16 protein-coding genes are annotated in these 20,026 nt (G+C 72.4%); 12 read left to right on the top strand and 4 right to left on the bottom strand.

The genetic code is table 11. The features are described 5' to 3' along the window. Nucleotides 1-237: 237 nt before the first annotated feature. Nucleotides 238-2,004: an aspartate--tRNA ligase gene (aspS, locus tag ACIP93_RS03030; protein ID WP_401755009.1), complete on the bottom strand. Its 1,767-nt coding sequence runs from the start codon at nucleotides 2,002-2,004 to the stop codon at nucleotides 238-240. Nucleotides 2,005-2,259: 255 nt separating this feature from the next. Here aspS and ACIP93_RS03035 point away from each other — a divergent pair, with 255 nt between their 5' ends. Then, the gene (locus ACIP93_RS03035; RefSeq protein ID WP_401755012.1) at nucleotides 2,260-4,359 is read left to right on the top strand and encodes a SpoIIE family protein phosphatase; all 2,100 of its coding nucleotides are present in this window, start codon (nucleotides 2,260-2,262) and stop codon (nucleotides 4,357-4,359) included. 106 nt (nucleotides 4,360-4,465) lie between these two features. Here the strand turns inward: ACIP93_RS03035 and ACIP93_RS03040 are convergent, their stop codons facing one another. Both ACIP93_RS03040 and ACIP93_RS03045 read right to left on the bottom strand, forming a co-directional pair. Next, nucleotides 4,466-5,425: a pirin family protein gene (locus tag ACIP93_RS03040; RefSeq protein WP_345221088.1), complete on the bottom strand. Its 960-nt coding sequence runs from the start codon at nucleotides 5,423-5,425 to the stop codon at nucleotides 4,466-4,468. 117 nt (nucleotides 5,426-5,542) lie between these two features. Further along, entirely contained in the window at nucleotides 5,543-6,052 is a 510-nt protein-coding gene (locus tag ACIP93_RS03045) for an SseB family protein (protein WP_345221085.1), read from the bottom strand. Between the two features lie 131 nt (nucleotides 6,053-6,183). Here ACIP93_RS03045 and ACIP93_RS03050 point away from each other — a divergent pair, with 131 nt between their 5' ends. From ACIP93_RS03050 to ACIP93_RS03075, 6 genes are all read left to right on the top strand, one after another. After that, nucleotides 6,184-8,019 (top strand): acyl-CoA dehydrogenase, encoded by a 1,836-nt coding sequence (locus ACIP93_RS03050; protein ID WP_345221083.1) that lies wholly within the window; start codon nucleotides 6,184-6,186, stop codon nucleotides 8,017-8,019. A gap of 94 nt (nucleotides 8,020-8,113) precedes the next feature. Beyond that, nucleotides 8,114-8,830 carry a hypothetical protein gene (locus ACIP93_RS03055; protein WP_401755017.1) on the top strand — a complete coding sequence of 239 codons (717 nt, stop codon included), beginning with the start codon at nucleotides 8,114-8,116 and terminating at the stop codon, nucleotides 8,828-8,830. A gap of 73 nt (nucleotides 8,831-8,903) precedes the next feature. Continuing rightward, nucleotides 8,904-10,208, top strand: a complete 1,305-nt coding sequence (locus ACIP93_RS03060; RefSeq protein ID WP_401755020.1) for a M18 family aminopeptidase — start codon at nucleotides 8,904-8,906, stop codon at nucleotides 10,206-10,208. 168 nt (nucleotides 10,209-10,376) lie between these two features. Next, complete coding sequence (locus tag ACIP93_RS03065; RefSeq protein WP_345221075.1) at nucleotides 10,377-10,601, top strand: DUF6458 family protein; 225 nt, start codon at nucleotides 10,377-10,379, stop codon at nucleotides 10,599-10,601. A gap of 120 nt (nucleotides 10,602-10,721) precedes the next feature. Then, nucleotides 10,722-13,958, top strand: coding sequence for an AfsR/SARP family transcriptional regulator (locus ACIP93_RS03070; RefSeq protein WP_401755024.1), 3,237 nt, complete (start codon nucleotides 10,722-10,724; stop codon nucleotides 13,956-13,958). A gap of 223 nt (nucleotides 13,959-14,181) precedes the next feature. Further along, nucleotides 14,182-14,823 carry a DUF4232 domain-containing protein gene (locus ACIP93_RS03075; protein ID WP_401755027.1) on the top strand — a complete coding sequence of 214 codons (642 nt, stop codon included), beginning with the start codon at nucleotides 14,182-14,184 and terminating at the stop codon, nucleotides 14,821-14,823. 51 nt (nucleotides 14,824-14,874) lie between these two features. Here ACIP93_RS03075 and ACIP93_RS03080 read toward each other — a convergent pair whose 3' ends face one another. Then, nucleotides 14,875-16,680, bottom strand: a complete 1,806-nt coding sequence (locus tag ACIP93_RS03080; RefSeq protein ID WP_345221068.1) for an NHL domain-containing thioredoxin family protein — start codon at nucleotides 16,678-16,680, stop codon at nucleotides 14,875-14,877. A gap of 123 nt (nucleotides 16,681-16,803) precedes the next feature. Between ACIP93_RS03080 and ACIP93_RS03085 the strand changes: the two genes are divergently transcribed. The 5 genes from ACIP93_RS03085 to ACIP93_RS03105 all read left to right on the top strand — a co-directional run bounded on the left by ACIP93_RS03085 (nucleotide 16,804) and on the right by ACIP93_RS03105 (nucleotide 19,953). After that, nucleotides 16,804-17,322, top strand: coding sequence for a hypothetical protein (locus tag ACIP93_RS03085; protein WP_345221066.1), 519 nt, complete (start codon nucleotides 16,804-16,806; stop codon nucleotides 17,320-17,322). A 78-nt stretch (nucleotides 17,323-17,400) separates the two neighbouring features. Continuing rightward, nucleotides 17,401-18,276, top strand: coding sequence for a DUF4097 family beta strand repeat-containing protein (locus tag ACIP93_RS03090; protein ID WP_401755030.1), 876 nt, complete (start codon nucleotides 17,401-17,403; stop codon nucleotides 18,274-18,276). A 52-nt stretch (nucleotides 18,277-18,328) separates the two neighbouring features. Beyond that, the gene (locus ACIP93_RS03095) at nucleotides 18,329-18,817 is read left to right on the top strand and encodes a GNAT family N-acetyltransferase (RefSeq protein ID WP_401755033.1); all 489 of its coding nucleotides are present in this window, start codon (nucleotides 18,329-18,331) and stop codon (nucleotides 18,815-18,817) included. Nucleotides 18,818-18,929: 112 nt separating this feature from the next. Then, on the top strand, nucleotides 18,930-19,427 hold the full coding sequence (locus tag ACIP93_RS03100; protein WP_401755036.1) for a GNAT family N-acetyltransferase: 498 nt from the start codon (nucleotides 18,930-18,932) through the stop codon (nucleotides 19,425-19,427). A 31-nt stretch (nucleotides 19,428-19,458) separates the two neighbouring features. Then, entirely contained in the window at nucleotides 19,459-19,953 is a 495-nt protein-coding gene (locus ACIP93_RS03105; protein ID WP_345221058.1) for an LURP-one-related family protein, read from the top strand. Nucleotides 19,954-20,026 lie beyond the last annotated feature (73 nt).

The following is a 20,026-nucleotide window of genomic DNA, read 5'->3' on the forward strand; positions in this document are numbered from 1 at the left end:
GGTCCCGTTCTCCTCGGAAGGGTCCCGCGGGAGCGCTCCGGGCCTCTGTTCGGCAACACTCACGCCGGTCTCCTCCGGGATCGGTGGCACCTTTCCACGGTACGGGGCCCGCGCCGCGTACCGGCTCGCTCCTCCTCCGCCTGCGCCCCGGCGGGACCCCGGCGTACGCCGAAGGCCCGGAATCCGAGGATTCCGGGCCTTCGTACGAACGGGTGAGCCGTCGGCCCGCCGCTTGACCTACTTCTCGACCGGCTTCCGGAGCTGGATGTTCAGCTCGCGCAGGCGGGCCTCCTCCAGGACGGTCGGGGCGCCCATCATGAGGTCCTGGGCGTTGCCGTTCAGCGGGAAGGCGATGGTCTCGCGGATGTTCGGCTCGTCGGCCAGCAGCATCACGATGCGGTCGACGCCCGGGGCGATGCCGCCGTGCGGCGGGGCGCCCAGGCGGAAGGCGCGCAGCATGCCCGCGAACTCGCGCTCGACGGTCTCGGCCTCGTAACCCGCGATCTCGAAGGCCTTGAGCATCAGCTCGGGCTCGTGGTTGCGGATCGCGCCGGACGACAGCTCGATGCCGTTGCAGACGATGTCGTACTGGAAGGCCAGGATGTCCAGCGGGTCCTTCTCCTCCAGGTCCTTCATGCCGCCCTGGGGCATCGAGAAGGGGTTGTGCGAGAAGTCGATCCTGCCGGTCTCCTCGTCCTTCTCGTACATCGGGAAGTCGACGATCCAGCAGAACCGGAAGACGTTCTCCTCGAAGTGGCCCGCGCGCTTGGCGGCCTCGACGCGCACCGCCGACATGATCTTGGAGACCTCGTCGAACTCGCCCGCGCCGAAGAAGACCGCGTGGCCGGGGACGAGGGAGAGGCGGTCGGTGAGCGCCTTGACGTCGTCCTCGGTGAGGAACTTCGCGATCGGACCGGCCAACTGGCCGTCCTCGCCGACGCGGACCCAGGCCAGGCCCTTCGCGCCCTGCTCGACCGCGTAGTCGCCCAGGCCGTCGAAGAACTTGCGGGACTGACCGGCCGTGTCCGGCACCGGCAGGGCGCGGACGTGCTTGCCGGCGAAGGCCTTGAAGCCGGACTCCGCGAAGACGTCCGTGACGTCCACGAGCTCCAGCTTGGCGCGCAGGTCCGGCTTGTCGTTGCCGTACTTCAGCATCGACTCGCGGAAGGGGATGCGCGGGAAGGGCGAGGTGACCTCGCGGCCGCCGCCGAACTCGGTGAAGAGCTCGGTCATCAGCTTCTCGATGGGCTGGAAGACGTCTTCCTGCTCCACGAAGCTCATCTCGACGTCGAGCTGGTAGAACTCGCCCGGCGAACGGTCGGCGCGGGCGTCCTCGTCGCGGAAGCACGGCGCGATCTGGAAGTACCGGTCGAAGCCCGAGATCATCAGCAGTTGCTTGAACTGCTGCGGGGCCTGGGGGAGGGCGTAGAACTTGCCCGGGTTCAGGCGGGACGGAACGACGAAGTCACGGGCGCCCTCGGGGGAGGTCGCGGTGAGGATGGGGGTGGCCATCTCGTTGAAGCCCAGCGCGACCATCTTGGAGCGGATGGCGGCGATGACCGACGAGCGCAGCATGATGTTGCGGTGCATGCGCTCGCGGCGCAGGTCGAGGAAGCGGTACTCCAGGCGGCGCTCCTCGTTCACCCCGTCCTCGGCGTTGATCGTGAAGGGCAGCGGGGCGGCGGCGCCGAGCACCTCGACCTCGCCGACCTCGATCTCGATCTCGCCGGTGGGCAGCTCCGGGTTCACGTTGTCCGCGCCACGGGCGGAGACCTTGCCGTCGATGCGGACGACGGTCTCCTTGGTCAGCTTCGCGAGGGCCTCGTTGGCGGCGGTGCCGGGACGGGCGACGAGCTGGACCAGACCGTAGTGGTCGCGCAGATCGATGAAGAGGATGCCGCCCAGGTCGCGACGATTGTGCAGCCAGCCGCTCAGCCGGACGTCGGCGCCGACGTCGGAGGCGCGGAGCTCGCCGCACGTGTGGGACCTGTACCGATGCTGCATCGTTCATCCAATTCTTCGCGAGATTCTTCGCGAGACAGGCGGGAATCAACTCGCCTCAAGGTTACCGGCCCCTCCCACCGCCGTCTCACGAGAAAACAGGGGCCGGTGTTTCACGTGAAACAGGGGCCGGTGCACGCGGGGAACGTGGCGGTGTTTCACGTGAAACATGAGCCGGGGCCCGCGGGGACGGGCCGGTGTTTCACGTGAAACACGGGCCGGGCGGCCGGGTTCCGTACGACCTGGAAGGATGGCCCCATGCGCACCGAGGACGTGCTGGCCGCGATCGACACGGGCCTGTGGCGATGGAACAACGCGTCGGGGACCGTCACCTTCGACGCGGAAGCGGCACGTCTGATGGGTCTGCCCGCCGAGGAGGTGCAGCTCACCGAGGCCGCCGCCCGCGCCCGTTTCCACCCCGTGGACTGGAACGAGATACAGGGAATCGTCCAGCTCGCCGTCGCCGAGGGCACGGTCGCGGAGGCCCGGCTGCGGGTGATGTCCGAGGACGGCCGTCAGGTGCTGCGCACGGTGCGGAGCCGTTCCAAGCCCTTCGGCGAAGGCGCGTCCTACCAGCTCATCGGCACCATCCAGGAAGTCGCCGAGTCCGCGCCGGGCACCGCCGCCCGCACCCCGGTGACCGGCGACTGGCGGCGCTCCCGGGAGGCGTTCCTGCTGGACGCGGGCCGGGCGCTGGCCGAGGCGCGGTCCACGGCCGAGGTGCTGCGGGTCGCGGCCTCCCTGTCCATGCCGGGGTTCTCGCCGGACGGGCTCGCGGTGTTCGGCGTCGCGGGCGACCGGCTGACGACGATCGGGCACCACGGGCACAAGCCGGGCGACGAGGACCCGTTCCGGGACATGCCGCTGGAGACGGACTACCCGGCCGCCGAGGTCGTACGGACGGGGCGGGCCATCTACCTCCCCACCCCGGAGGACTACCGGACCCGCTTCCCGCTGACCTGGCCGCTCGCGGAGGGCTTCGGGCGGCGGTCCTGGGCGTTCGTGCCGCTGGTGGTGGCGGGCCGGACGATGGGCGCGTGGATGGCCGGGTTCGCGCACCCGGTGGCGTTCACGCCGGACGAGCGGTCGGTGCTGACGACGGTCGCGCGGATGCTGGCGCAGGCGCTGGCGCGGGCCGGGGTGGAGGAGTCGGAACGGGAGCTGTCCGAGGGGCTCCAGCGCTCGATGATGCCGACGATCGGGCCGGAGATCCCGGGCATGAAGGTGGCGGCGCGTTATGTGCCCACCGGCGGCGGACTCCAGGTCGGCGGCGACTGGTACGACATGATCCCGCTGCCCAGCGGCCGGTTCGCGCTGGTCATCGGCGACGTCCAGGGGCACGACGTGCGGGCGGCCGGGCTGATGGGCCAACTGCGGATCGCCCTGCGCGCGTACGCCTCCGAGGGCCACCGCCCCGACGCGGTCCTCTCGCGGGCCTCCCGGTTCCTGCACGGCATCACCGACACCTACGCCCCCGACGACCACGCCTCGCCGCGCTTCGCGACCTGTCTCTACCTGGAGGTCGACCCGGTGGACGGCACGGTGGAACTGGCCAGGGCCGGCCATCCGGAGCCCGCGGTGCGGATGCCGGACGGGACCGTCCTCGTCCGGACGACGGCGGGCGGTCTGCCGCTGGGCATCGACGCCGACACCGACTACCCGACCACCCGGCTCGCCCTGGAACCCGGCGAGACGCTGATGGTGTGCACCGACGGCCTGATCGAGACGGGCGGCCACGACCTCGACTCCGGCTGGTCACGCATCCGGACGATCCTGGAGAACCACCGGGAGCTGGACCTGGAGCGCCTCGCCGACGACCTCGTGCAGGCCGTGCACGGGCCCCCTTCGCACCACACCACCGGCCCCCTCTCGGACCGCCGCGAGGACGACATCGCCGTCCTGCTGCTGAGCCGGGACGCGTCCCGTGCCGACCGGACTTCGAAGGTGCGGTCCACGGCGGTGACCGTCGCGCAGGCCGAGCCCGAACGCATCGCGGGCACCCGCCACCAGTTGCGCGAGCTGCTGCACGACTGGGCCGACGCGGACCAGGTGGACTCGGCGGTCCTGATGGTCTCCGAGATGGTCACCAACGTGCTGGTGCACACCGACGGGGACGCCCTGCTGACCGCGCGGGTCACCGGCCCGGCCGGCTCGCGGACGCTGCACGTCGAGGTGACGGACGTCAGCGACGAACTGCCGCACAAGCGGCGGCCCGGCGAGATGGCGTCCTCGGGGCGCGGGCTGCTGCTGATGGAGATGCTGGCGCACAAGTGGGGCGTGGACCCCCGGGGCCAGGGCAAGTCGATCTGGTTCGAGCTCTACGAGGACGCGCCGCCGGTCTCGTACGAGGGCCTCTGAGGGAGCCACGGGGAACTCCTGGGAAACCCCGGGAAACCCCGGGAAACAGGAAAGCGGGCCCGGCGCGGTTCTTCCCGCCGCCGAGGCCCGCTCCTGCCGCCGCGCTCTACTGCATGCCGTGCACCGCGGGGACCTTCCCCAGCAGCCCCTTCTGGAAGTCCTCGAAGGCCTGCCTCAGCTCGGCCTGGCTGTTCATCACGAACGGCCCGTAGTGCGCCATCGGCTCACGGATCGGCCGCCCGCCGAGCAGCACGACCTCCAGGTCCGGCTCGTGCGCGTCCTGCTTCTCGTCCGCCCGGACGGTCAGCGACCCGCCCTCGCCGAAGACCGCCGTCTGCCCCTTGTGCACGGGCCGCCGGTCGGCGCCGACGCTGCCGCGGCCGGCCATGACGTACGCCAGGCCGTTGAAGTCCTCGCGCCAGGGCAGGGAGATCTCCGCACCCGGCCGAACCGTCGCGTGGATCATGACGATCGGGGTGTGCGTGACGCCCGGACCCTCGTGCCCGTCGATCCCGCCCGCGATGACGCGCAGCAGCGCACCGCCGTCGGGGGAGGTCAGGAGCTGCACCTCACCGCCGCGGATGTCCTGGTAGCGGGGCTTCATCATCTTGTCGGACGCGGGGAGGTTCACCCACAGCTGCAGGCCGTGGAAGAGGCCGCCGGACATCACCAGCGACTCCGGCGGGGCCTCGATGTGCAGCAGTCCCGCACCCGCGGTCATCCACTGGGTGTCGCCGTCCTTGATGGTGCCGCCGCCCCCGTGGCTGTCCTGGTGGTCCATCACGCCGTCGATCATGTACGTGACCGTCTCGAAGCCCCGGTGCGGGTGCCAGGGGGTGCCCTTGGGCTCGCCCGGCGCGTACTCCACCTCGCCCATCTGGTCCATCATGATGAACGGGTCGAGGTAGTCGTACTTGATCCCGGCGAACGCGCGGCGCACCGGGAAGCCTTCCCCCTCGAAACCGCTGACCGCGTCCACGACACCGAGAACGGGTCGCGCGACGGCGTCCGCGGCCGCGACCACCTTGGGCAGGGTGAGCGGGTTTTCGACAGTTACTGCGGGCATCGTGGGCCTCCTAGCGGGATGTTCCGGTTTCAAGTTAGTTGAATGGTGAACATCCCGCAAGGCGTGCGTGTTCCCGGCGCGGGGCGCGTCCGCCCCCCGCGCGTCCGTGGGGGTCCCTCAGCCGTACATCCGGCGCATCGCGAAGTCGACCATCTGCTCCACGGCCTTCGCGTCGAACACCATCCGGTGCTCGCCCTCCATGTCGAGCACGAAGCCGTACCCGGTCGGCAGCAGGTCGATGACTTCGGCGCCCGTGATCACGAAGTACTTGGACTCCTTGCCCGCGTACCTGCGCAGCTCCTTGAGCGTGGTGAACATGGGGATCACCGGGTGCTGCGTGTTGTGCAGCGCCAGGAAGCCGGGCCCGTCACCGCGCGGGCAGTAGACCTTGGACGAGGCGAAGATCTGCTGGAAGTCCTCGGCGGACAGCGTGCCGGTCGTGAAGGCCCGCACCCCGTCGGCCAGCGAGGGCGGCGACGGCTCGGGGTACAGCGGCTGCTCCCCGTATCCGCCCTGCTGCGGCTGCTGCTGTTGCGGCGGAGGCTGCGGCGGGGCGTAACCCTGCTGGGCGCCCCCCGGCGGGGCGTAGCCCTGCTGCGCACCCGGATTCTGCTCGTAGCCATACATGCGGGAAAGAGTAGTGGGCCACATCTGGCCGCACGGGGTTGCGGCTTATTACCGACGGGTAGCATCATCGTAGCTACTAGCTGGTATTTGTACGAGGAACCTGCCTCCCCGAGTTATACGGAGCCGTCGCCATGGGGCACTACAAGTCGAACCTCCGGGACATCGAGTTCAACCTCTTCGAGGTGCTCGGCCGCGACAAGGTCTACGGCAGCGGCCCGTTCGCGGAGATGGACGTCGAGACCGCCAAGAGCATCCTGGACGAACTGCGCCGGCTCGCCGAGAACGAGCTCGCCGCCTCCTTCGAGGACGCCGACCGCACCCCGCCGGTCTTCGACCCGGCCACCAACACCGCGCCCGTCCCGGCGTCCTTCAAGAAGAGCTACCAGGCCTTCATGGACTCCGAGTACTGGCGCCTCGGCCTGCCCGAGGAGATCGGCGGCACCACCTCCCCGCGCTCCCTGATCTGGGCGTACGCGGAGCTGCTGCTCGGCGCCAACCCGGCGGTCTGGATGTACTCCTCGGGCCCGGCCTTCGCCGGCATCCTCTTCGAGGAGGGCAACGAGGCGCAGAAGAAGGTCGCGCAGATCGCCGTCGACAAGCAGTGGGGCTCCACGATGGTCCTCACCGAGCCGGACGCCGGTTCGGACGTCGGCGCGGGCCGCACGAAGGCGGTCCAGCAGGAGGACGGCTCCTGGCACATCGAGGGCGTGAAGCGCTTCATCACGTCCGGCGAGCACGACATGTCGGAGAACATCCTCCACTACGTCCTCGCCCGCCCCGAGGGCGCGGGCCCCGGCACCAAGGGCCTCTCCCTCTTCCTGGTCCCGAAGTACAACTTCGACTGGGAGACCGGCGAGCTGGGCGAGCGCAACGGCGTCTACGCCACGAACGTCGAGCACAAGATGGGCCTCAAGGCCTCCAACACGTGCGAGATGACCTTCGGCGACCAGCACCCCGCCAAGGGCTGGCTGATCGGCGACAAGCACGACGGCATCCGCCAGATGTTCATGATCATCGAGTTCGCGCGGATGATGGTCGGCACGAAGGCCATCGCGACGCTCTCGACCGGCTACCTGAACGCCCTGGAGTACGCCAAGGAGCGCGTCCAGGGTCCGGACCTGGCCCAGTTCATGGACAAGACGGCCCCCAAGGTCACCATCACGCACCACCCCGACGTGCGCCGCTCGCTGATGACGCAGAAGGCGTACGCGGAGGGCATGCGCGCGCTGGTCCTGCACACCGCGTGCGTACAGGACACCATCGCGGTCAAGGAGGCGGCCGGCGAGGACGCCTCGGCCGAGATCGCGCTGAACGACCTGCTGCTGCCGATCGTGAAGGGCTACGGCTCGGAGAAGTCCTACGAGCAGCTCGCCCAGTCGCTCCAGACCTTCGGCGGCTCCGGGTACCTCCAGGAGTACCCGATCGAGCAGTACATCCGCGACGCCAAGATCGACACCCTGTACGAGGGCACCACCGCGATCCAGGGCCAGGACTTCTTCTTCCGGAAGATCGTCCGCAACCAGGGCGCGGCGCTGAACCAGCTCGCCGAGGAGATCAAGAAGTTCCTCGCGGTGGGCACCGGCGGCGACGACCTGGCGGGCGCCCGCGAGCAGCTCGCCAAGGCGGCCGTGGACCTGGAGGCCATCGTCGGCGCCATGCTGACGGACCTCGCGGGCACCGAGCAGGACGTGAAGTCCATCTACAAGGTGGGCCTGAACACCACCCGTCTGCTGATGGCCTCCGGCGACGTGGTCGTCGGTTACCTGCTGCTGCGCGGCGCCGCCGTGGCCCAGGAGAAGCTGACGACGGGCTCCGCCAAGTCCGCCAAGGAGACCGCCTTCTACACCGGCAAGATCGCCGCCGCGAAGTTCTTCGCCGCGAACGTCCTGCCGGGCGTGGGCGTCGAGCGCGCCAAGGCCGAGGCGGTCGACAACGACCTGATGGAGCTGGACGAGGCGGCGTTCTAGTCGCCTCGCGGTTCCCGAGCGGGCCGGGGATGTCTCACGTTTCACGTGAAACATCCCCGGCCCGTTGTCGGTGGTGCGTGCGACGCTTGTGTGCATGGCTGGACAGGAACAGCAGGGCAAGGGGTACTCGGTACCGGCGGGGCTCCCCTATGCGCTCAAGGAGCTGCACAGCAGGCTGGGCTCCGCGAACGACCTGGTGAAGGACCTCTACGACGGCGCGCACCCCGCCGAGTACGAACCCGTCGCCGACTCCCTGTACGGGGCGTACCGCACCGCTTCGGAAGTGGCCCCGGCACGCAACGTCACCGGGTGCAAGGAACATCCGGACGGCGCGGTGGACCCGACGGTGCCGGACGGCTGGGGCCGCTGCCTCATCTGCAACCACCGGCGCAGGCTCGTGGAGCGGGGTGCGCCGACCCCGGCGGAGGACGTGCCGCGCCTCCCGGAGCGGGACGGCCGCCAGGCGACGCCCGCCATGCTGCGGGAGCAGTTCGCCCTGGTCAACGAGCGGTCGTTCAACCTCGGGACGGGGTCTCGGCCGGAGGAGTTCGCGGCCCTCGCGGAGGTGTTGCACCGGGCGTTCGTGCTGGCCCGGGAGCTGTCCCGGCCCCGCAACTCCTCCGGTTGCTCCCTGCACCCCGGGGCCCCCGTGGACCCCGACGCCCCTCCCGGTGAGGAGTGCATGTTCTGCGCGGGCCGCCGCCGGCAGGCTTCCCGGGCTCCGGGCACCCCGCAGATGCTGCCCCGGGTACCGAGGGGCGAGCGCCGGATGCCGCTGCGCAGACGCTTCGAGCGGCCGCCGGGGCTCTGAGGCACGACGGGCGAGGGGGAGGGGCCGTACGGTGGCGCGCCGGGATGCCGGACCCCCTGGTTACGCTGATCACATGAGCACCGCAGCCCGCACCACCCCCCGCTTCGACCGGGGCCACACCGACGACCTGATGTCCTTCCTGACGGCAGGCCCGTCCCCGTACCACGCCGTGGCCGCCGCCGCCGAGCGGCTGGAGAAGGCGGGCTTCCGCCAGGTCGCCGAGACCGACGCCTGGGACGGCACGACCGGCGGCAAGTACGTCCTGCGGGGCGGTGCGATCATCGCCTGGTTCGTCCCGGAGGGCGCCTCGCCCCACACCCCCTTCCGGATCGTCGGCGCGCACACCGACTCCCCGAACCTCCGCGTGAAGCCGCTGCCCGACACGGGCAACGAGGGCTGGCGGCAGGTCGCCGTCGAGATCTACGGCGGCACCCTGCTCAACACCTGGCTCGACCGCGACCTCGGCCTCGCCGGCCGCCTCACCCTGCGCGACGGCTCGCACCGCCTCGTCAACATCGACCGCCCCCTGCTGCGCGTGCCGCAGCTCGCCGTGCACCTCGACCGCCAGGTCAACGAGGGCATGAAGCTCGACAAGCAGCGGCACATGCAGCCGATCTGGGGCCTGGGCGAGGTGCACGAGGGCGACCTCATCGCGTACATCGCCGAGGAGGCCGGTCTCGACCCCGAGGACATCGCGGGCTGGGACCTGATGCCGCACGCCGTGGAGGCCCCCGCCTACCTGGGCCGCGACGAGGAACTGCTCGCCGGCCCGCGCATGGACAACCTGATCTCGGTGCACGCGGGCGTCGCGGCGCTGGCCGCCGTCGCCACCGGGGACGAGAAGCTCTCCCACATCCCCGTACTCGCGGCCTTCGACCACGAGGAGAACGGCTCGCAGTCCGACACCGGCGCGGACGGCCCGCTGCTCGGCAACGTGCTGGAGCGCTCGGTGTTCGCGCGCGGCGGCTCCCCCGAGGACAGGGCGCGCGCCCTCGCGGGCTCGATCTGCCTGTCCTCCGACACCGGTCACGCCGTGCACCCCAACTACGCGGAGCGGCACGATCCGACGCACCACCCGCGTGCCAACGGCGGCCCCATCCTCAAGGTGAACGTGAACCAGCGGTACGCCACCGACGGGGCGGGGCGCGCGGTGTTCGCGGCGGCCTGCGAGAAGGCCGGGGTGCGGTGGCAGACCTTCGTGTCGAACAACTCGATGCCGTGCGGCACGACGATCGGCCCGATCACCGCCGCCCGGCACGGCATCCAGACCGTGGACATCGGCGTCGCGATCCTGTCCATGCACAGCGCCCGTGAGCTGTGCGGGGCAAAGGACCCGTACCTGCTCGCCAACGCGCTGACCGCGTTCCTGGAGGGCTGACCGAAGGGGCTGCTTCCAGCCCCTTCGGAAGGCCGAACTCCGCCTCCACGCATGGCCTTTGCGGGCCCGGGTACGCGCCTCGTACAGCGAGGCCCGAAGCTGTCCGGGCCCCGAACGGTCACAACCAATCGCGAACCATCGCGTTCGCGCACTCGGAGGCGAACAGACATGGGCCTGGGCGGCTGCATCGTCCTCGTCGCGGTGGGGGCCATCCTGACCTTCGCCACGGACTGGGAGCTCGAAAGCGTCAACCTCGACCTCGTCGGGGTCATCATGATGCTGGTCGGCATCATCGGAATCGTGGTCTTCACCAGCGTCCTCAAGCGGCGTCGCGGCATGATCGTCCCGCCCGTGCAGGGTGTCGTCGAGGACCGCGACCGTCGGTACGAGTAACCCCCACCCCGGCCACACCCCCGCGCACCTGCGAGAACGGCTGAAACCTCGGCTCGGTCGGCACACGTCGCCCCGGTAGGCTGACGCTTTGGTCCGTCACAGGTTCGCGGGGAGGCGCCAGTGGAATTCCGGTTGCTCGGAGCGGTGTCCGTCGCGACCGAGGCCGGTGAACTCCCCCTCGGCCCCGCCAAGCGGCGCAGCGTGCTGGCGGCACTGCTGCTGCGGCCCAACACGGCGGTGCCGGTCGACCAGCTCATCGACGCCATCTGGGACGAGGCCCCGCCCGCCCACGCGCGCACGGTCGTCCAGGGCCACGTCTCCCGGCTCCGGGCCCTGCTGAACGACGGCGAGGCGGCGGCGTACGGCGTCGAGCTCACCACACAGGGCCGGGCCTACGTCCTCGAGATGTCGGAGTCCCTGCTGGACGCCTACCGGTTCGAGGAGCTGGTGCTGCTGGCCCGCACCCAGCGGCAGGCCGCCGACGCGGTGCTGATGTTCCGCGAGGCGCTCTCCCTGTGGCGCGGCCCCGCCCTCACCGGGACGGTGTCCTCCGAGCCGCTGCTGGCCGCCGCGCACGCCCTGGAGGAGACCCGCCTGGTCACGGTCGAGGACCTGGCCGAGGCCTACAGCGAACTGGGCGAGCACGGCCGCGCCGCCGCCGTCCTGCGCGCCGAGGCCGTCGCCCACCCCATGCGGGAGTCCCTCTCGGCGGCGCTGATGCTCGCCCTGTACCGGGCGGGCCGCCAGTCCGACGCCCTCGACTGGTACCACCGCACCCGCCACCTGCTCGCCGACGAACTCGGCGTCGACCCCGGCCGCGCCCTCCAGACCGCCTACGGCGCCATCCTCCAGGGCGACCCCTTCGACCCCCCGGCCCCCGAGACCTGGGCCCCCGCCCCCTCGGCCCTCCACCTCAGCGCCCCCCTCGCCCCCTCCACCTCGGCCCATCCCGCCTCCGCCCACCTGGGCGCCTCCGGCACCCCGCACCGCAACCCGGCCGACTCCGCGCACCCCGACCCCGGCGGCGCGGTACACCCCGGCGGCTCTGCTCCCGCGCACCCCGGCTCGGTACACCCCGGCGGCTCCGCCCCCGCGCACCGCGAGCCCACCGCCCCGGCGCACGCCGCCACCACCACGGACCCCGGCCCCGTGCACCCCGGCGCCCCGCACCGCGAGCCCGTCGGCTCTCCCGCACCCGCGCTTCCCAGCCCGTGGGCGCGGGTTCCGCCGGGGGCGGAACGGGCGGGCACGGGCGAACCGGTCCCGCCGCCGACCGACGCCCCCGCCCCCCGGCCCACCCCGGCGCCGGACGCCGTCCTCGACGAGCCCGGCCCCGCCCCCGTACCGCCGCAGAAGACCCCGCCCGCCCTGCCGGGCGCGCCCGCCCCGTCGGTCCCGCACGTCCCGGCCGACCCCACCGCCCCCGACCTCCTCCCCCGCCACCCCCGCGGCTTCCTCGCCCGCACCTCCCCCCTCACCGCCCTCACCCGCATCGCCGCCACCCCCGACTCCCCGATCGCCCTCATCACCGGCCCCGCCGGCGTCGGCAAGACCGCCCTCGCCCTCCACTGGGCCCACCACCACCGCGACGCCTTCCCCGGCGGCCTCCTCTTCGCCGACCTGCACGGCTTTGACGCCCTGCCCGCCCCTGAACCCGCCGACGTGATCCGCGAGTTCCTCCTCGCCCTGGGCGTCGCCCGCCACGCCCTCCCCGAGACCCCGGCCACCGCCGCCGCCCTCTACCGCCGGCTCACCGCCGGCCGCAGGCTCCTCGTCGTCCTCGACAACGCCCGCAGCTCCGCCCAGGTCCGCCCCCTGCTCCCCGCGGGCGACACCTGTGTCACCCTCGTGACCAGCAGAAACCGCCTCGGCGGCCTCATCGCGGACGACCTGGCCCGTCCCGTCCCGCTGGACGTCCTCGACACGGCGGACTCCGTCGCCCTCCTCGCCACCGTCCTCGGCGAAGAGCGCGTCGCCGCCGAACCCGACGCCGCCCGCGCCCTCGCCGCCCGCTGCGACGGCCTGCCGCTCGCCCTGCGCATCACGGCCGCCCGCCTCGCCACCCTCCCCGACCGCACCCTGGCCCGGCACGCCGACGAACTCGCCGACGAGCGCGGCCGCCTGGCCCTCCTCGCGGTCGAGGACCGGGGCGTGGAGGCGGAACTGCGCCTCAGCCTGAGCCAGTTGGACGCCTCCACCCAGCGCGTCTTCCGCGGCCTCGGCGCCCATACCGGCCCCACCGTCGACTCCTACGCCGCCGCCGCGCTCGCCGGTGTGCCCGTCCCCGAGGCCGCCGCCGCCCTGGAGCGGCTCTGCGGCGCCCACCTCGTCCAGGAGCACGGCCGCCCCGGCGGCGGCCGGTACGCGCTGCACGACCTGGTGCGCCTCTTCGCCCGCACCACCGCCGACGACCCGGCCGCCCTGCCCCGGCTCCTCGACTACTACGTGTGTGCCGAACTCGCCGCGAACGCCGTCGCCGAACCGGGCAGCCGCCCCTGCTGCTCGCTCCCCGACGACGTACGGAAACCGTCCCGGACCCCCCGGTTCGCGCAGCGCTCCGAGGTCATCGAGTGGTACGCCGCCGAGCGCGAGGCCCTCGCCGGGGCGCTGGCGGCGGCCCGCACGGCCGGGCTCGACGACCGGGTGTGGCGGCTCGCGATCCTCCAGTGGCCGTACATCCTGTGGCGGGCCCGGGACGGCTGGACGCCCCTGCTCCGCACGGCGCTGGAGGCCGCCGTCGCCGTCGACGACCCGCGGGGCGAGTCCCGGGTACGGGCCCTGCTGGGGTGGGTGCTGGTGGAGGAGGAACGCACCGAGGAGGCGCACCCGCACCTGGAGTCGGCTCCGGTGCTGGCCGCCCGGGCGGGCGACCCGGTGGACGAGGCGATCGGCCGGATCAACCTCTCGCTCGCCCAGCGCAGGCGCGGCGACCTCGACGCCGCCCGGTCCGGCTGCGTACGCGCGCTGGAACTGGCGCGGCAGGCCGAGGACGTGCCGACGGAGCTGCTGGCGGGGCTGTCGCTGGCCGAGCTCTGCCTCCAGGCCGGCGACCCGGCGGCCGCCCTGCGGTACGCCGACGCGGGCCTGGCGCTGGGGCCGCACGGCGGCATCGGACAGGCCAGGAAGCTGCTGCTGAGCACCGTGCGGGGCGAGGCGCTGACTCTGCTCGGGCAGTCGGCGGAAGGGCTCGCCGTACTGCGGGACGCGGCGGTCGCGGCCGAGCGGGACGGCTACCACGAGGGCGCCTGCCGAGCGCTGGCCGTGCTGCTCAAACACCCCGGCGCCGAGGCGTACGAGGACCGCCACGCGCGTGCGGCAGCCGCGCTGGCCGCGGAAACGGGCCGCGGCCACCCGTAGAACGCAGGTGCGGCAAGCCGGGGCGGGCCGCGTTTTCGCAGGTCAGCGGCGGCATGCGCGCGATCCACGAAGTGCGACAGCGGAACGTTAGCCGGGCGATAACGGCTGCCGTCAGGCTCGTCCCCGAGGGGGACGCGGCACGAGGTCGTGCCGGACGGCCCGGCCGGACGCGCGGGCCGCCGGGGCTCCGCCCCCTGTTCACCAGCCCGGGGGGACCTGCACGATGCGCCGACGCGACGACCGCCGTACCCGGGACCGGGCGCGCCTGGGGGCGGTGGTGGCGCTGGTCCTGGGGGCCGTCGGCTGCACCGATGTTTCACGTGAAACAGCGCCGCACCGGGTGCTGAAAGCGGCGTCCGGGCCCGCCGGACCGGCGGCCGTCGAGGGACTGGACGACTGCACGACGGACGAGGTGGCCTTCCGGGTGGAGGTGCCGCCGTCGCGCCGCGGCGACCGGGCGGTGTTCCGGGTCGCAAAGGTCGTCGTCACCGGCACCGGGCCCCGGCCGTGCCTGCTGGACCGCGCACCGTACGTGCACGTCAGGATCGCCCCGAGCGATGCGACGATCGCCGTGAACCGCCCGGAACCACGGGCCCCGCGCGTCGTGCTGAAACCCGGCGGGGAGGCCGCGGCGCCGCTGTACTACACCGTGCTCAGGCCGAAGGGCCGCCGCCACTGCGACGAGTGCGGCCCCGCCGCCGACGGCACCGCGACGGTCGCCCTGGCCGACGGGCCCGTGTCGCGCTCCGCGCCGATCGTCGGGCCGGGCGGGAAGGGCCGGGCACGGCTGGTGCTGTGCCCCGGCCAGGCGGAGGTGGGAGGGTTCAGGGCCTTCGACAGGAACAGCCCAGGCCCTCCCCGTTGACCGCGCCGGGCCGCCCGCGCACCGGAGGGCACGCCCGGCACTCCTCGCGCCTCAGCCGTCCAGCCCCGCCAGGACGAGCGCCAGCCGCGTCTCCCCGCCGTCGACGACCCGCACCGGAACGCCCCAGTCCTGCTGGTGGACGTGACAGGCCGGGTACTCGTTCGCCGGGTCGTCGTCGCAGGAGGCGGCCATCGCGGAGACGTGCAGCACGCCCTCGGTGACCTCCGGGTTCAGCCGGATCTCACGTGCGAGGTCGGTGCCCGTGCCCTCGCCTTCGGCGATCAGCTCGGGCGGAGTGGCCGAGACCAGCAGCCGGGTCGAGGGACCGTACCGGGTGTCCAGCTTCTGGCCGCCGGGCGCCTGGAAGACCACGTCCAGCCGGAGCGTGCCCGGCGCGACGTCCGTCGCCGCCCGCTGCGTACGGTGCGCGACGGCCTCCACCCGTACCGCCTCGTCGGGGAGCCGCAGCCGGGTCAGCCGGTGGCGGGCGGACTCCACGACGACGATGTCGTCCCCGACGAGCACGGCGTCGCTGGGCTCGCGCAGGTCCGTGGCGAGGGTGGTGACCTGTCCCGTCGCGGGCTCGTAGCGGCGCAGGGCGTGGTTGTAGGTGTCACTGAGCGCGACCGAGCCGTCGGGCAGCGCGGTGACGCCCAGCGGGTGCTGGAGCAGCGCCTGTCCGGCGTCGCCGTCCCGGTGCCCGAAGTCGAAGAGGCCCGTGCCGACGGCCGTGTGGACGACGTCCTGCGTGTCCACCCAGCGCAGCGCGGAGGTCTCGGAGTCGGCGACCCAGAGCCGCTCCTCGGTGGCGGCGAGGCCGGACGGCTGGGCGAACCAGGCCTCGGCGGCCGGGCCGTCGACCAGGCCCTCGTTGGTCGTTCCGGCGGCGACGCGGACGGTGCCCGCTTCGGGGTCGTACGCCCACAGCTGGTGGACGCCCGCCATGGCGATCCACACCTCGCCGCGCCACCAGGCGACGTCCCACGGGGAGGAGAGCGACACGTCGAGCGCGGGCCCGCTCGTCGGCTCGCCCTGCCACCACTGCTTGCCGGTGCCCGCGACGACGCCGACCTCGCCGGTCTCGGCGTCGTACACCTTGAGCCGGTGGTTGACCGTGTCGGCGACGATCACCCGGCCGTCGGGGAGGAGGGCGAGGCCCTGCGGCTCGTTGAAGTCCCCGTCGATGCGGCGCAGCACGCTCTCGCCGTCGGGAGCCAGCTCCACGAGCTGGTCGCGGGTGGTGTCCGAGACGAGGAGGTTGCCGCTGCCGGGCAGGACCAGGGCCTTGCCGGGGAAGCGCAGGTCGGTGGCGACGGGCTCCGGCTCGACGTACGGTCCGTCGCCCCGGCGCAGCGTGCCCTTGGCCTCGTGCTCGGCCTCCAGCTCGGTGACCAGGCGCTCGATGGCGTGCGCGTGGCCCTCGCCGGCGTGCTGGGCGACGACGTATCCCTCGGGGTCGATCACGACGAGGGTCGGCCAGGCGCGGACCGCGTACTGCTTCCAGGTGGCCAGCTCGGGGTCGTCGAGGACGGGGTGGTGGACCTGGTAGCGCTCGGTGGCGTCGACGACGGCCTGGTGCTCGGCCTCGTGGACGAACTTCGGCGAGTGCACGCCGATGATCACCGTGGTGTCGCTGTGCCGCTGCTCCAGCTCGCGCAGCTCGTCCAGGACGTGCAGGCAGTTGATGCAGCAGAAGGTCCAGAAGTCGAGGATGACGATGCGTCCGCGCAGGTCGGCGAGGGTCAGGTCCTTGCCGCCCGTGTTGAGCCAGCCGCCCTTGCCGACGAGCTCGGGGGCGCGTACGCGGGCACGGGCACGGTGGGGGGCGGAGTTCGCGGCGGCATCAGCGGCAGTCATGGGACAAGGGTGCCACCGCCGCACGGAAGCACGGTCACGGCACCGTGCAGGCACTTCCGCGGGAGCATCCACGGAGCCATGACCGGCCTTGCTGTGGCACCAGGGTGAAGCCATCATGGCGTCATGGATCTCTCCCCGTACGTCGACACCCTCCGCCGTGAGCTCGCGGTGGCCGCCGAGGCCGGCGGCGAGGACGCCCGTGTCCTCGCCGAACGGCTCACCGCACCGCTGGAGTCGGCCGCCCGCCTCGCCCTGCTGAACGTGCTGTCCGACGCCATGGGCGAAGTGACCCGCGAACTGGCCCCCGGCTCGGTGGACGTACGGCTGCGGGGGCTCGACCCGTCCTTCGTGGTGACCCCGGCGCCGGGCGCGCCGTCCGAGCCGAGCGCTCCGTCCGCGCCCCCGGCTCCCGTGCTGCCCCCGGAGGCCGACGACGGCGGCACCGCCCGGATCAACCTGCGGCTGCCCACGCACCTCAAGACCCGGGCCGAGGACGCGGCATCCCGCGAGGGCCTGTCCCTCAACGCCTGGCTGGTACGGGCCGTGGGCGCGGCCGTCGATCCCGGCACCGGAGGCGGCCGGAGCCCACAGGACCCGGGGGCGGGCCGCGGACGGCAGAGCTTCACGGGGTGGGTCCGCTAGGAGCCCTCCGGTGCTGCCCGGGAAGCCCGTCAGCGCCCTCGCCCGAAGACCACCACCGCCATCAGGGACGGGACTGCCATGCCGAAAGCCAGCGCCACCGACCAGCCGCACCCCCACCGCTTCGACACCGCCGCTCCCGTCGCCGCCACGGTGCACGTCGAGGTGGGCACGGTACGGGTCACCGCCACCGACCGGAACGACACCGTCGTGACGGTTCGGCCCAGCGACAGCGCCAACACCGGCGACGTGAAGGCCGCCGCGCAGACCCGGGTGGAGTGTGCGGGCGGCTTCCTGCGGGTCCGTGCCCCCAGGACCCGCAGCCTGTTCGGCAGATCGCCCTCGATCACCGTGGATGTCGAGCTGCCCACGGGCTCCAGTCTGGACGGCAGGAGCGCGGTCGGTGACTTCGACTGCCGGGGACACCTCGGCGAGGTGCGGATCAAGGCCTCGGTCGGCGACCTCCGTGTCGCCCACGCGGACTCCGTCGACCTCTCCACCCACGGCGCCGTCACCGCCGACCGCGTCGAGGGCGATGCCGCCTTCACCACGGGTTCCGGCGAGATCCGGGCCGGCCGGGTCGGCGGTGCCTGCGACGTCAAGAACTCCAACGGCAACACCCGCGTCGACGACGTGGCCGGCGCCCTGACCCTGCGCATCGCGAACGGCCAGGTGGTGGTCGGCCGCGCCCACTCCTCCGTCACCTCGCGCTCCGCCAACGGGAGCGTCCGCATCGACGAGGTCGTCCGCGACAAAACCACCGTCGAGACGTCGGCGGGCAACATCGAGATCGGCATCCGCGAGGGCTCCGCGGCCTGGCTGGACGTCAAGTCGACCATGGGCAGGGTCTACACGGACCTGACGGACTCGGCGGGCCCCGGCGATGCCGAGGAGGCCGTCGAGGTACGGGCGTACACGACGATGGGCAGCATCACCGTCCGCCGCTCGCCGGTGTGACCCCCGCACCGCACCGCACCACCCCACATCCGCTTCACGCCGAGGAGTCCCCTTGCCCGTCATCCCTGACCTGACCACCCAGCGCCTCGTCCTCCGCGCCTGGACCCCCGAGGAGATCGACGCGGTGATCGCCGGGAAGCGCCTCCCGCACTGGGCCGAGGACTTCCCCGCCGAGGGCGACAAGGCCCTCGCGGGGCTCTTCGAGAAGCACCCCGGCTGGTACGGCGCGTACGGGCACCGCCAGATGATCGAGCGCGAAAGCGGCCGGGTCGTCGGGGCGATAGGCCTGTTCTCACAGCAGCCCGACGGCACGGTCGAGTTCGGTTACGGGGTCGCGCCGTCCCACCAGGGTCTGGGGTACGCCACCGAGGCCGCCCGCGCGATGATCGTGCACGCGCTGACCATGCCGGGCACCGAGGTGGTCTTCGCGAAGGTCTCGCTGGACAACCCCGCCTCCCTCCGCGTCCTGGAGAAGGCGGGCCTCGTCCCCTGGACCGGCCTGGAGCTGGAACCCGGCCTCACCGCCTTTCGCACCCCCTGACGTTTCACGTGAAACACCGCCCGTCGTGTTTCACGTGAAACATGGCGGGCGGGCCCGAACCCTCGCCGAAAAAAGCCAAGTTGGAGTCCGCTCCGCGTCCTAGGCTGCCCCCATGCCCGCACTCCAGCTCCTGCGCGCCGATCACGCTCCCGCCCTCCTTGCCTTCGAGCGCGAGAACCGGGCGTTCTTCGCCGCAGCCATTCCTGACCGGGGCGATGCCTACTTCGCCGAGTTCGAGGCCCGCCACCAGGCCCTCCTCGACGAACAGGCCACCGGCACGATCGCCTTCCACGTCCTCGTGGACGAGATCACCGGCGAGATCCTCGGCCGGTTCAACCTGGTCGACCTCCACGACGGGACCGCCGACGTGGGTTACCGCCTCGCCGAGAAGGCCACCGGCCGCGGGCTGGCCACCGCCGCCGTCCTCGACCTCTGCTCACTCGCCGCCACCCGCTACGGCCTGCACACCCTCAATGCGGCGACCACGCTGGACAACACCGCCTCCCACCAGGTCCTGACCCGCACCGGCTTCACTCCGACGGGTACGACGACCCTCCTGGGCGAGCCGGCCCGGGCGTACACCCGGCAAGTCCACGCGCCGAAGGCGTGAGGGTGTCACCGGGGCGGGTATCCGTCATGGCATGAAATTCCTCGTACGCGACAAGCTCTTCTCCATCGGTGACGACTACTGGATCGAGGACGAGAACGGGCGGCACGCCTTCCTCGTCGACGGCAAGGCGCTCCGGCTGCGCGACACCCTGGAGATCAAGGACCCGAGCGGCCGCGTGCTGATCACGCTCAGGGAGAAGATGCTCAGCCTGCGGGACGCCATGACGCTGGAGCGGGACGGGGAGCCCCTGGCGACCGTGCGCAAGAAGCGGCTGTCGCTGATCCGCAACCACTACCGGGTCACGCTGAACGAGGGCACCGAACTGGACGTCAGCGGGCGGGTGCTCGACCGCGAGTTCGCCGTGGAGTACGACGGGGAGCTGCTGGCGCACATCTCGCGCAAGTGGTTCCGGGTGCGCGACACGTACGCGGTCAACGTCGTGCGTGAGGACGCGGACGCGCCGCTGCTCATCGCCGTCGCCGTGTGTGTGATCCGGATGGCGGAGAAGGAGCGGGAAGGGGACTGAGCGGGGACGCCTCAAGGGCACCCGAACAGCAAAGGGGCTGCCGGGCCCCAGCCCCCGCGGCACACCTCGGCCC

It is taken from the genome of Streptomyces sp. NPDC088745, assembly GCF_044751045.1.
In the GTDB taxonomy this organism is placed as follows: Bacteria; Actinomycetota; Actinomycetes; order Streptomycetales; family Streptomycetaceae; genus Streptomyces; species Streptomyces cremeus.

Bases quoted from the DNA above. Each gene is read 5' to 3' on its own strand.
- ACIP93_RS03075 (WP_401755027.1), top strand. From the start codon at position 14,182: ATGCGCCGACGCGACGACCGCCGTACCCGGGACCGGGCGCGCCTGGGG.
- ACIP93_RS03100 (WP_401755036.1), top strand. From the start codon at position 18,930: ATGCCCGCACTCCAGCTCCTGCGCGCCGATCACGCTCCCGCCCTCCTT.
- ACIP93_RS03080 (WP_345221068.1), bottom strand. From the start codon at position 16,680: ATGACTGCCGCTGATGCCGCCGCGAACTCCGCCCCCCACCGTGCCCGT.
- ACIP93_RS03105 (WP_345221058.1), top strand. From the start codon at position 19,459: ATGAAATTCCTCGTACGCGACAAGCTCTTCTCCATCGGTGACGACTAC.
- aspS (WP_401755009.1), bottom strand. From the start codon at position 2,004: ATGCAGCATCGGTACAGGTCCCACACGTGCGGCGAGCTCCGCGCCTCC.
- ACIP93_RS03090 (WP_401755030.1), top strand. From the start codon at position 17,401: ATGCCGAAAGCCAGCGCCACCGACCAGCCGCACCCCCACCGCTTCGAC.
- ACIP93_RS03085 (WP_345221066.1), top strand. From the start codon at position 16,804: ATGGATCTCTCCCCGTACGTCGACACCCTCCGCCGTGAGCTCGCGGTG.
- ACIP93_RS03050 (WP_345221083.1), top strand. From the start codon at position 6,184: ATGGGGCACTACAAGTCGAACCTCCGGGACATCGAGTTCAACCTCTTC.
- ACIP93_RS03065 (WP_345221075.1), top strand. From the start codon at position 10,377: ATGGGCCTGGGCGGCTGCATCGTCCTCGTCGCGGTGGGGGCCATCCTG.
- ACIP93_RS03045 (WP_345221085.1), bottom strand. From the start codon at position 6,052: ATGTATGGCTACGAGCAGAATCCGGGTGCGCAGCAGGGCTACGCCCCG.
- ACIP93_RS03060 (WP_401755020.1), top strand. From the start codon at position 8,904: ATGAGCACCGCAGCCCGCACCACCCCCCGCTTCGACCGGGGCCACACC.
- ACIP93_RS03055 (WP_401755017.1), top strand. From the start codon at position 8,114: ATGGCTGGACAGGAACAGCAGGGCAAGGGGTACTCGGTACCGGCGGGG.
- ACIP93_RS03035 (WP_401755012.1), top strand. From the start codon at position 2,260: ATGCGCACCGAGGACGTGCTGGCCGCGATCGACACGGGCCTGTGGCGA.
- ACIP93_RS03040 (WP_345221088.1), bottom strand. From the start codon at position 5,425: ATGCCCGCAGTAACTGTCGAAAACCCGCTCACCCTGCCCAAGGTGGTC.